This is a genomic window from Chryseobacterium sp. Bi04, assembly GCF_918698085.1.
GTDB lineage: Bacteria > Bacteroidota > Bacteroidia > Flavobacteriales > Weeksellaceae > Chryseobacterium.
Genome location: NZ_CAKKLP010000018.1, coordinates 39,629 through 52,101 on the forward strand (window position 1 = coordinate 39,629; position 12,473 = coordinate 52,101).

Sequence of the window (12,473 nt, forward strand, 5' to 3'; positions counted from 1 at the left end):
AAACTGTAGAAGAGCCTCCCTACCTTGATTAGATTTAACAATAGAAAAAATAAATTTTGACAAACGACAACAAAAAAGACGATTTTATTTTCGGACTTCGTCCTGTAATAGAAGCTATTGAAGCAGGAAAAACCATTGACAAGATCTTTGTGCAAAATGCACTTCAGGGTCCTATTTATGCTGAATTGAAAGCTGCTTTAGCAAAAAATAAAATCCGTCCCAATTATGTTCCGGTTGAAAAACTGAACCGCTTTACGAGAAAAAACCACCAGGGTGTGGTTGCTTTTATTTCGGATGTTCCGTTTTATAAAGTAGAAGATATTGTTCCTCAATTATTTGAAGAAGGAAAAACACCTTTCTTATTGATCCTGGACAGACTTACCGATGTAAGAAACTTCGGGGCCATCTGCAGAACTGCAGAATGTGTGGGTATCGATGCGATCATTATTCCGGAAAAAGGAGGTGCTCCAATCAATTCTGATGCGATAAAAACTTCTGCAGGAGCCATTTATAACATTAAAATCTGTAAAGAAAACAATCTGGCCCATGCTGTAGACTTTTTACAGCAAAGCGGAATCACGGTATTTGCTGCCAGTGAAAAAGCACAAAAGTTAATTTATGATGTCAACTTCTCAGAACCTTGTGCTATTGTAATGGGAAATGAGGAAACCGGAATTTCTAAAGAAGTACTTCATCATTCGGATGAAAAAATAAAACTTCCTATTGAAGGAAAAACACAATCTCTAAATGTTTCTGTCGCATGTGGTGCTATTCTGTATGAAGCGGTAAGACAGAAAATTTTGAAATAATTCAGTTCTATAACACAACATTAAAAAATCAGAAAATGAAAAATATAGCAGCATTAGCGCTTATCTCATCTATAGCTCTTGTATCGTGTAAAAAAGAAACAGCTACTGTAACGAAAGTAGATCCTAAAACGGGAAAAACCGTTACTGTAGAAGTTCCTGCTGATTCTGTAGCTAAAGTAGCGGAGAACCCGGCGATCAGAGATTCTGCAGGGATCATTAAGCAAACTTTTAAGCTTGAAAAAGGAAAAACATATCCTCTTACAACGTATCAGAGGGATGTAAAGACCATGACAGATCCTACTGGAAAATCTATTACAGCGACCAGTGAATCTACGGATGAAATGAATTTTACAGTCAATGATATCAAAGGAAATGTGTATGATATGACCCTTAACCTTGTAGCTAAAAGAAGTTCTCAGTCTGCACAGGGAAAAACTATTGTTGTAGATACCAAGCTCCCTATTCCTAAAGAAGATGATCTTAAGATGATCTGGAATATCAACAGGGCGCTTACCGGAAACAAGCTTGCTATGAAAATGGATACAAAAGGTAATGTGATATCCATTACAGGCTTTGATGCTGTGTACAACAAAGTATCTGCTTCTGTAGGAACTCTTATCAAAGATGCGAATCAGAAAGCAAGCGTTGTAGCAAGTCTTAAAGAAACTTTCAATGAAAAAGTACTGAAAGATCAGTTCAATAAAAACCTGACGATTATTCCTAAAAAAGGAGTGAAGATCGGTGAAAAATGGACCACTTCTGAAAATGCTGATGCAAGCGGAACAGTTAAAGTAACTTCAAACTATGTTTTAAAAAGCTTAGGAAACGGAAGCGCTGAAATTGGTGTTACCGGAGGGATTCCTAAGAAAACAGAAAAGAAAGCTCAGGGGCCTATTACTCATAGCTTAAGCAGTGAACTGGTACAGACCGGTACTATTAAATTTGATGAAAATACAGGGTGGATTACCAACCAGAATATCAATGTGGAAACTACACAGATAGAATCTATTACAGACGGAAAACAGTCTCAGTCTATGAAAAGTGTTTCAAAATCTTCTGTCATGGTAAATCCTTCAGCAAAATAATTAAAGTAAAAGAGTTTGAGGTTGAAGAGTCTGAGAATTTGAGAGTTTTATTTTGATTATTAAAATAAGTATCGACAAACAACTTTGAACTTTAGAATCTTAAATATATTGTATTATGAAGTACATTCTTGAGCTGGTACTCTCTGCTATCATTATTTTCTTTGTCTGGAATATTCTGAAAAGGATATTTTTTAAGACGTTTTACGGTTATAGGTTCAACAATAACAGTAATCAGAATAACAGGCAGCAGGATATCCATGGCTCGAATAAAGAGAATAAGCAAAACCTTAAGTGGGATGCGGAAACCGTAGACTATGAAGAGGTGAAACAGAATAATGATAAAAGATAAAAATTCCAAGAAAAAAAGATAATAACCAGCATGGCGAAAAATAAAAGCTCAATTTATATTGCTATTTCATTAGTTGTATTTATAGTTTTAGCATTTTTATATTCCACCCCTGTCTTTACGGGAAAACAGCTTTTCCAGCATGACATTGTACAGTACAGAGGGGGAGCAAAAGAACTGCTCGACTATAGAGCCAATACAGGAAATGAAACCTACTGGAGTGACTCCATGTTTGGAGGAATGCCCACTTATCAGATGGGCAGCCAGTTTAAAGGTGATATTATCAAGAAAATTGACAGCAATCTGAATTTCCTGCCAAGGCCGGTTAATTATCTGTTTCTGCTTTTTGCAGGCTTTTTCCTTCTGGGAATGGTAGTGGTCAGAAACTGGAAATATGCTCTGCTAGGGGCTACTTTCTTTGGCCTTTCTACCTATTTTTATATTATCATTGCTGCGGGGCATAATGGTAAAGTAAATACCATTGAATATTTCGCGCCACTTTTAGCCGGAATTCTATTGGTTTATATCCGGAAACAATACATCTGGGGATTCATTGTTACAACCCTTTTTATGGGGCTTCAGATTGCAGCGAACCACCCACAGATGACATACTACCTGTTCATTGCGTTAGGATTTTTATTCCTTTCTGAACTGATCAGAGTGATCCTGAAGAAAACACAGATGAAGCATTTTCTTATTTCTTCGGGAATTATTGCGGTATCATGTATCATTGGAGTTGGAATGAATTCTCAAAGAATCCTTGCCAATTCTGAATATGTAAAAGAAACGGTTCGTGGAAAGCAGATTTTAACGAATGACAGCCATACTTCAGGAAAATCCGGAATGGATAAGGAAAGCATGCTGATGTGGAGCTACGGTAAACTGGAAACGTTAAATCTTTTCATTCCAAGGCTGATGGGTGGCGGAAGCCAGGAGCCGGAAGCTAAGGAAATGATGAGCAAAGTTCAGGAGCTTGTTCAGGAAAATGTAAGCTCACAAGCTGAAATGGACAGAATATCGAAAGGTTTCAGTGGAATGACATACTGGGGTGACCAACCGGGAACTTCAGGACCGGCATACCAGGGAGCTATTGTATGTTTTCTTGCTCTTTTAGGATTTTTCATTGCCCGAAAAAAATACCGTTACTGGATTTTAGGAGCTTCGATACTTACTGTTTTACTGGCATGGGGAAGTAACTTTATGCCATTATCCGATTTCTTTATTGACTATGTTCCGTTTTACAATAAATTCAGAGCACCTTCTTCAATCCTTGTTGTTGTAGAATTGTTATTCCCACTGATAGCCATCCTTGGGCTGTACAGATTCTTTACCGATGAAGAGCTTACTGAAGAATACAAACAAAAAACACTTCTTTATGTAAGTGGGGGAACATTAGGATTCGTATTGATTCTTTTGGTCTTCGGAAAATCATTGTTAGGTTTCGCTACAGAAGGTGAAAGAACCTATTTCCCTCCTTTCCTACTTGATTATCTTGTGGATGAAAGATATAAACTGTTCAGAACAGATGCTGTTAAAGCCTTTATTTATGTAGCCATTACAGCAGCTGTTTTATTTTTCAGTTTAAAGAAAAAGCTGAATCAGAATATTGCTTTGGTAGTGATTGGTTTAGTAAGTTTATTCGACTTATGGACTGTGAATAAGCGTTATCTGAATGATGAAAATTATGTAGACAAAGTCTTTGCTGAAAATCCTTTCCAGACAGAAACTTCAGATTTACTGGCTGAAAAAGTTCAGGCAAACCCGAGCTTATCCTCTATTCTTGATAATGTGAATGTCAACAAAACACTGGAAACAATTGCTGAAAAAGATAAGAGCCATTATAGAATTTATAACCAGACTTTAGGCGTAACAAGTGAGACAAATACTTCTTATTTTAAAGCATCTATTGGTGGTTATCATGCAGTAAAGTTAAGAAGGTATGATGACATTCTTAATGAATACCTGTCAAATATAGACAGTGTAAAGACTCCTAAAATTCTGAATATGCTTAATGCTAAGTATATGATTTTTGGAGGCCCCGCAGAACCTCAGGCTGTGCCTAATCCAAATGCCAACGGAAATGCATGGTTTGTAAGTGACCTGAAATTTGCAGATACACCCAATGAAGAAATCAAATCTATTGGGGATATTGACAATAAAAAAACAGCTGTTATTGCCACTTCAGACAAATCTTATTTCGACAATAAACCTGTTCAGGCAGATTCTACAGCATTTATCAATCTTACAAAATACCAGCCTAATGAACTGGAGTTTAAATCTCAATCCAGAACACCGCAATTGGCTGTGTTCTCTGAAGTTTACTATCCTCATGGCTGGAAAGTGCTGGTTGATGAAAAAGAAGTCCCTTATATCAAAGCAGATTATTTACTTCGTGCCGTACATGTTCCTGCAGGAAACCATCATGTCAGAATGGTGTTTGAACCTGAAGTCATTGAAAAAGGAAAATGGATTTCCCTTATTTGTTTCGGACTATTTATAGCCCTGACAGCTTTTGGAATTTTCTGGATGAATAAAAATAAGAAAAAGGAAACAGTAACTGAACCACAAGCTTAATTCAATATTGTGGCAAACCATTCTGAATGGAACAAGCCGTTATAAAGAATCTCAACATCAAAATGGAACAGAAGAAAATATTGATTATCACCTATTACTGGCCTCCTGCGGGAGGTCCTGGTGTTCAAAGGTGGCTTAAGTTCGCAAAATATCTACCCGATTTTGGCTGGAAACCTGTGATCTACACTCCGGAAAATCCCAATTATCCGTTGGTAGATGAAACGTTGATGAAGGATGTTCCCAACGATATTGAGATGGTCAGAACAAGGATCTGGGAACCTTATCAGCTGGCAGAAAAGCTTAATAAAAGCAATAAAAAATTCAAAGCCGGGCAATTTGATGTAGGCGAAAACCAAAGCTGGAAATCCAGGCTTTCCATTTGGGTTAGGGGAAATTTCTTTATTCCGGATGCCCGGGTTTTTTGGGTCAAACCTTCTATTCAATTTTTAGAAAAGTATTTAAAAGAAAATAAAATAGATATTGTAGTCACTTCCGGCCCACCCCATTCATTGCATCTCATTGGGCTAGGTCTTAAAAATAAGCTTCCCCATTTAAAATGGATTGCCGATTTTCGTGATCCGTGGACGGAGATTTCTTACTACAAGCATTTAAAATTAACCAGAAGTTCGGATAAGAAACACCGTCAGTTAGAAAGTGCTGTATTTAAAAATGCAGATATTACCCTAGCCACCAGCTATACCGATGCTGAAAACTTTCGGAAAGCAGGAGCTCATGCCGTTTGTATTACTAATGGATTTGACGAGACTGATGCCCATGAAGATCCTAAACTGCAAAAGAACAAAACATTTACGCTAAGTTACATCGGCGTTTTGGAGCAATTACGGAATCCTGATAACCTTTGGCAAGCATTGGACGAACTGGTGAAAGAAAACATAGAGTTTTCAAAGGATTTTTCACTGAAATTTGTGGGAAGAATTGATGATAAGATCTTAGCTTCTCTTGAAAATTCCAGTTTGAAAAACCATATTTTAAACCTGGGTTATCTTTCCCATGGAAAAGCTGTTGAAGAAATGCAGAGTTCTGATCTTCTGCTTATCACCAATTTTCCTAACGAGTCTTCAAAAGGGATTATTCCGGGGAAAATATTTGAATATCTGGCTTCAGGAAAACAGATTCTGTCATTTGGCCCTGATAAAGCCGATGTAGAAAAAATTTTAGAAGATACCCATGCCGGGAAGCACTTCGGATATCATGGTTCCGAAGAAGTAAAGCAGTTTATCCTGGAAAAATTTAAGCTTTGGAAAAGTGGAAATCTTAGTAAAAACACTCAACACATTGAACAGTTTTCAAGAAAAAATCTCACTCAACAGTTGGCAGACATTTTATAAAAAAAGCTGGAGGCAGGAATTGGGAAGACCATAGCTTCTTCCTTCCGGCATCCAGCTTCTCTCTTTCTTATATCGTCCACTGATCATTGATCACCGCTATCAGATAATATTTTCCCTGAAACTCTTCAAATACAAAACGAACGGTTTTCCAGTCCATTTCACTATTCTTTTCTGTTCCTTTGATATAGTTTTCTGTAAAATTAGCTGTAGGATAACTTTCTTTAAGATTATTCAGAGAGTTCCCTCCACCGATGAATTTATCTACAGAATACTGGGAAGCTGTAAAATCCTTAGAAAAAACCCATTTACCCAGGTAGTCATTAATCGTTGCCTTGTATGGATCTCCGGAGCCATCCTGTGCTCCCCAGGTAAACAATGTTTTTGTAGGCTGAAACTGTTCAAAATCAGCTTTGGAGAAATGTTTGTCCCCTTTCATATCAACATGTGCATACATTGAAAAGCGAATTCCTTTTTCAGGATGAATTAATGAAGCAAATGTTTTATAATCTTTAGTTTTTAGGGCCTGCAGAACCTCATCGTTTACTTTCTTCAAAGAAGCTTCTCTTTCTTCTTTTGTAGGAAGTTTTCCAATACTGTCTGTTTTTGCCTGTGCAACAGAATCAACAATATTCGGAACCGGTTTTCCCGCTTCTTTCTTACAGGCGATTACTACAGTGAGTACTAATAGAGAAATAAGTAGTTTTTTCATATTTTAATTTTAAGTGATGATAAAAAACACCAAAACTGATGCCATTACCGTGAGGAGGGGTACAATGTATAATGTCGGATGTATAATGTATAGTGTATAACTTCTGACCTCTCAACTCTCAATTCTCAACTCTCAACTCTCAACTCTTAACTCTCAACTCACACCACCTGAAATTTTTGTCCTAAAAACCTCTATACAATCTGCCAATTACGCCGTATCTTTGTTCTATGGAAATTTTGGATATTCTTATCATCGGAGCGGGCCCTATCGGTTTAAACTGTGCTATTGAAGCTCAAAAAAATAACCTCAGTTACCTGATCATTGAAAAAGGAACTATTGTTAATTCACTGTATCATTATCCTTTGTATATGCGTTTTTTTTCAACCGCTGAAAAGCTTGAAATTGACGGGACTCCTTTTATCTCCCCTGCTCCAAAACCCGGCAGACAGGAAGCGTTGGAATATTATCAGGGAATTGCCAGGCAGAGAGATCTGAGTATTCATCTTTATGAAAAAGTACTAAAAGTTTTCAAAATTGATGATGTCTTTGAAATTGAGACTACAAAAGGAAAGTACTTTGCTAAAAATGTGGTGATTGCCACAGGGTTCTATGATATTCCGAATGTGATGAACATTCCCGGTGAAAATCTTCCGAAAGTTCAACATTATTATACCGAGCCCTATCCTTACGCCAGGCAGAAAGTAGTGGTAATAGGCTGCAGTAATTCTGCGGTAGATGCAGCTCTTGAAACCTACAGAAAAGGAGCCGAAGTAACAATGATCATCCGGCATTCTGAAATTTCAAAAAGTGTAAAATATTGGGTAAAACCGGATATAGAAAATAGAATTTCAGAAGGCAATATAAAAGCCTATTTCAATGCTGAGATTATTGAAGTTAAAGAACAATCTGTTATTTTCAAAGACCATGACCATCAGATTCATGAGATTGAAAATGATTTTGTTCTGGCTATGACCGGTTACCTTCCAGACTTTGAATTTTTAAGGAATTCCGGTATAGAGCTGAATGGAGAATGCCTGAATCCCCAATACAATATGGAGACCATGGAAACCAACATCTCCAATCTGTATCTGGCGGGAGTGGTTTGCGGAGGAAAAGACACCCATTTATGGTTTATTGAAAATTCAAGGGTACATGCTGAAATGATTGTCAAAAATATAGTCTCCAAACGCTGATGGCAGTCATCAGATCATCAAAAATCAATTTTTATACCCAGAGTACAATTTCTTTTTGCTGCCGGATTATAAAACCTGTTTCCGAAAGCATTACTATCAAATCCTGCAACATATTCAGTATTGTAGAGATTTTGGATCTGCAGGTATATGTTGAGGTTTGTTTTTTCTATATGCATAGGAAACCCAAGCAGGATATTGCCTACAAAAGAGGATTCTGACCATATTGTATTAGCATCATTTAAGGGAGTCTTTGAAATATAAAAATGGGAATAGCCGATGGATAATTTTTCGAAAAAAGTAAAATTCAACAGACTGCTAATGCTCGTTTCCGGAACACCTGTTAAATCATTTCCTGAGAAATCATTATTATTCTGCCTGTAATTATCAAACTTAAAGTGATAAAAGCTTCCGGAAAACCGGAATTTAAAGTCATTGAAGAATTTATTTTTCAGATTAAATTTTCTGGATTCTAAAAGGATTTCGAAACCTTTCTGAATGGTCTTTCCCTGATTTACAAAATATTCCTGCCCTGCTTCATTCTGTCTTCTTACTATTGCATTATTCATCCTGAAATCAAAGTAACTTCCTTCAGCAAAAATCATATTTCCAAATTGCTTTCTTATTCCAATCTCTTTATTCCAGCCATATTCAGGAATAAGATCGAGATTAAATGCCTGGTTTGAGGCACGGATTTCTTCATTGGTAGGGGCCGAATTTCCTTTTCCTACTTTTCCTCTGACAGCAAATCCTTTTCCCAGGAGATAAGCAATTCCAACATTAGGAAGCCATTGATTTTTAAACCTTATACTTCCATTTTCAACTCCTGGATATAACTTCTCCCACTGATAAGAATTTGAATGCAGGCTTAGGGAAATATCTGTAAAAAGCTTTTCATCAATGTTCAGCTTTTGAGAAAGAAAATAAAATCCGGAACGGTTTTTAATATGATCAAAATTCTGGGGCTTTCCATTTATTCCTTGGTTGTTATCATAATTTCTAATCTGGATATCATTAATTCCACCTTCAAAGCCAACTCTGTAAGCGAGGTACATATGATTCCATTTTTTCTCATAGTTCAGGTGGGTTCTTAAGGCAAAATTATTTTCAAAACGTTTTTCAAAATTAGAGATAAAAGGATTTTTAAAATCAACATAGGAACCTTGCACCAAAACAAAATGTGAAAAATCCGGATGACTCTTAAACTCATGGGAGACACCTGCAATAATCATTTTGTTACGTATCCCCGCATTTTGTCCTTTTGCCCCCGGAAGCGCTCCTGTAGCTGGTCTCGCCTGTTTTCTATCAGACTGCATCTGTTCCAAGGTAAGCCCTCCCGGTGTCTGATACTCTAAATCAGAATATAAAAGCATAGTATGTAAGGAGGCATTTTCCGAATACGTGAAATTGTCTTTCAGATACACCTGCTTTCTTTCAACCGCAGACTGTTCTCTGTAAGATTCTGTTGTGTAATAATTTTGAAAAATCTCAAAAAAATGTTTACCAGACTGCTTAGAAAAATCAAAACTCTGGTTAAAAGATCCATAACTTCCTATAGCTAAGTGAGCAGATAGATGATCAGACTTTCTTGTCTGCAAAAGAAGTGTACCGCCTGTTACCGATCCGTAATCACCACTTTCAGGGCCTTTATAGATTTCCATTTTGTGAATCAATTCAGGGGAAATAAGATTAAAATAAGTATTTCCGGATGCATCAGATAAAATGAAATCATCGAGGTATACTTTAATGTTTCGTACCCCAAAAGGTGACCTTAGGGCACTTCCGCGAATAGAAATCCTATAGCTCGCCGGAGAGCGTTCTTCCATTCTTGCTCCGGCAATCTGGTTGACAGATTCAAGCATCCGCTCCGGGGTATTCTGTTTGAGAAGATCTCCCGAAATTACTCCCACAGACTTTGTAGAAGTAATAAAAGGAACTGGTTTTTTATAAGCATCAATTCTTATTTCTGAAATCAATGCTGCTGAATCTTCTTTTTGTGAAAAGAAAATAGAAGTCCAGAATATAAAAAACAGGCAACAGTATTTAGGCATCAGAAATTAAGAATATTGAAGATCAAAAGTTAGTAAAAATTATCAAACTGCTCTTTTGATCCTATTCTATTGAAAACTTTACATTTTCGGCCCTGATTGGTATTATGATCCAGCCTTTATGGCTTCTTTATCTTTAAGCATCCATGGAACTATATAATAAAAGCCTATGGCAATCAGTATTGCCAACACACCAGTTCCTATCCACAGGGTGTTGAAACCTAGTTTATCTGCAATCAATGTTCCTATATAAGGTGTAATAATAAAAGCTATTGAAAAAGACATTCCGTTCAGTCCCATATAAGCTCCTTTATTATTTTCTCCCGAGCGCAGTGCAGTAATGGTTGACATAAAAGGCAGGGTCCATATTTCTCCCACACAAAGCAAGGTCATGGAAACCAACAATACCACCATACTGTAGTCGAAGGCCAGCATAGCATAGGAAAATCCACACAAGAAAGTTCCTATCAGCATTGTAAAGCCTAAGGTGAAATATTTCTCAGCCAGCTGTACAAATCCCATTTCAAGCAATACGATCAGGAAGCCACTGTAACCCAGAATAAATCCTATATTCTGCTGACTCAAATGAGCGGTATCCTTATAGAAAATAGTCAATGTACTGAATAACTGGAAAAAACAAATGGAAAACAGCATACAGAATACACAGTATACCAGAAATTTACGGTCTCTATAGGGAGAATTCTCCTTTTTAATGGCGATAGCTTCTTTTACATTTCTTGCTTTCTTCTTAGCTAATCTTGTACGTTTTCTGAAAAACCAGATGTACATTAATCCGGCCAGTAAAGCGGCCAAAGCATTACTGAAAAATAAAAATTCATAAGAAATAGCAGATAGAATACCTCCTAATGCAGGACCTATAGAAAATCCTAAATTAACAGCCATCCTGTTTAATGAAAAGGCTCTGGTGATATTCTCCGGCCTGGCATATTTTGTAATAGCCACCGAGTTGGCGGGCCGGAAAGTTTCACTTACAATACTCTGCAGCAAAATAATTCCTGCCAGTCCTGCTTCTGTTGTAAAAAGAGGAATTAAACAAAATAAGGGTACGCTCAAAAGTAAACTTAGGCTCTGCACCTTGTATTCACCAATTTTATCGGTGATCATTCCACCAAACCATGAACCTATCACTGAACCTATTCCAAAAAAGCTAAGGACAATTCCGGAATTTTCAATGCTAAAATGTAAATGGTCTGTCATATAAACTCCTAAAAAAGGAAGTACCATAGAACCCGCCCTGTTGATTAGCATTACCAACGCCAGCATCCAACTCTCTTGCGAGAGTCCTTTGAAAGAACTCGTGTATAAGTTAATTAATTTCACAATAATATTGGGGGAAAAATTTAAAATGCAAAGTTAGAGAAAATAGCCCATATCCCTCTGTTGTGAGCGAATAATTTTCAGCTTTACACTGTTTTTAAAGACTTTAGAATAAGTCGCAAAAAAGATAGTAAAATAAAAAAGCCGGAAGAAAACTCTTCCGACTCTGACAAGTAAAACCTGCATTTATTTTGAATTTAACAATTTAAAAGCTACGTAAAGTATGTTTCGCGAGGCTTTAAATTTTAAATCTGTTATGGATTTGTAGAGAAAATAGAACCATTTGCAATTAATGCGCGTCTGTTCATTTTTAAAATATCTCTTACCCATTCTGCAAAATCTTCTGGCTGTAATACCGTTTCGGGATTACCGTCTGTAAGTCCGCCCTGAATACTCATATCAGAAGCAATGGTACTTGGCGTCAACGTAATCACACGGATATTCTGTTTTCTCCATTCTGCCATCATTGATTGGGATAGAGAAACTACCGCTGCTTTGGAAGCTGCATAGGCAGACATATTAGGTCCTCCTTTTAAACCTGCTGTAGAGGCTACATTTACAATATCACCTTCTCCTTTAGCTTTCATAAACGGGTGAACGGCCTTAGCCGCATAGTATACCCCGAATAGATTGGTTTTGATCACCTGTTCCCAGGTTTCAGAAGACATATCTTCAATACTTCCAAAATCCCCGATCCCTGCGTTATTGATCAGGATATCTACTCCACCAAGCATTTCAGCTAAAGTTCTGATTCCTGCTTTTACAGAGGCTTCATCGTCAATATTAAATACAGCATAGGCTGCATTTACTCCCAATTTCTGGATTTCATCAACTGTATTTTTTAAATTCTCTTCGTTTCTTCCTGTAATGGCAACGTTCACTCCTTCATGAGCCAAAGCTAACGCTACTGCCCTTCCTAATCCTCTTCCACCACCGGTTACGATGGCATTTTTTCCGTTTATGTTCATTGTAATAATACTTTTCGTTGTACAAAGTTACAAAAGAACATTTTTACGGGATGAGAA

General features: G+C 37.1%; 10 protein-coding genes. 6 read left to right on the forward strand and 4 right to left on the reverse strand.

Translation table 11 applies throughout. From position 1 onward, the window contains the following. Positions 1–53: 53 nt before the first annotated feature. The 5 genes from rlmB (at position 54) to LQV47_RS20700 (ending at position 6,163) form a co-directional block, all read left to right on the forward strand. Positions 54–809 (forward strand): 23S rRNA (guanosine(2251)-2'-O)-methyltransferase RlmB, encoded by a 756-nt coding sequence (gene rlmB / locus LQV47_RS20680; RefSeq protein WP_230041050.1) that lies wholly within the window; start codon positions 54–56, stop codon positions 807–809. 35 nt (positions 810–844) lie between these two features. Then, positions 845–1,894: a DUF6263 family protein gene (locus LQV47_RS20685; RefSeq protein ID WP_230041024.1), complete on the forward strand. Its 1,050-nt coding sequence runs from the start codon at positions 845–847 to the stop codon at positions 1,892–1,894. Between the two features lie 115 nt (positions 1,895–2,009). Continuing rightward, the gene (locus LQV47_RS20690; RefSeq protein ID WP_047487258.1) at positions 2,010–2,243 is read left to right on the forward strand and encodes a hypothetical protein; all 234 of its coding nucleotides are present in this window, start codon (positions 2,010–2,012) and stop codon (positions 2,241–2,243) included. Positions 2,244–2,273: 30 nt separating this feature from the next. Beyond that, positions 2,274–4,814, forward strand: coding sequence for a YfhO family protein (locus tag LQV47_RS20695; RefSeq protein ID WP_230041025.1), 2,541 nt, complete (start codon positions 2,274–2,276; stop codon positions 4,812–4,814). 62 nt (positions 4,815–4,876) lie between these two features. Beyond that, positions 4,877–6,163 (forward strand): glycosyl transferase family 1, encoded by a 1,287-nt coding sequence (locus LQV47_RS20700; RefSeq protein WP_230041051.1) that lies wholly within the window; start codon positions 4,877–4,879, stop codon positions 6,161–6,163. 67 nt (positions 6,164–6,230) lie between these two features. Here the strand turns inward: LQV47_RS20700 and LQV47_RS20705 are convergent, their stop codons facing one another. Beyond that, positions 6,231–6,872, reverse strand: coding sequence for a hypothetical protein (locus LQV47_RS20705; RefSeq protein ID WP_230041026.1), 642 nt, complete (start codon positions 6,870–6,872; stop codon positions 6,231–6,233). A 227-nt stretch (positions 6,873–7,099) separates the two neighbouring features. On the opposite strand from LQV47_RS20705, the gene LQV47_RS20710 reads away from it, so the two are divergent. Then, positions 7,100–8,065, forward strand: a complete 966-nt coding sequence (locus LQV47_RS20710) for a YpdA family putative bacillithiol disulfide reductase (protein ID WP_230041027.1) — start codon at positions 7,100–7,102, stop codon at positions 8,063–8,065. 17 nt (positions 8,066–8,082) lie between these two features. Here the strand turns inward: LQV47_RS20710 and LQV47_RS20715 are convergent, their stop codons facing one another. The 3 genes from LQV47_RS20715 to LQV47_RS20725 form a co-directional block, all read right to left on the reverse strand. Continuing rightward, entirely contained in the window at positions 8,083–10,113 is a 2,031-nt protein-coding gene (locus tag LQV47_RS20715) for a TonB-dependent receptor (RefSeq protein WP_230041028.1), read from the reverse strand. A 102-nt stretch (positions 10,114–10,215) separates the two neighbouring features. Continuing rightward, positions 10,216–11,394, reverse strand: coding sequence for an MFS transporter (locus LQV47_RS20720; RefSeq protein WP_230041052.1), 1,179 nt, complete (start codon positions 11,392–11,394; stop codon positions 10,216–10,218). A gap of 308 nt (positions 11,395–11,702) precedes the next feature. After that, positions 11,703–12,416: a 3-ketoacyl-ACP reductase gene (locus LQV47_RS20725; protein ID WP_230041029.1), complete on the reverse strand. Its 714-nt coding sequence runs from the start codon at positions 12,414–12,416 to the stop codon at positions 11,703–11,705. Between the last annotated feature and the right edge of the window lie 57 nt (positions 12,417–12,473).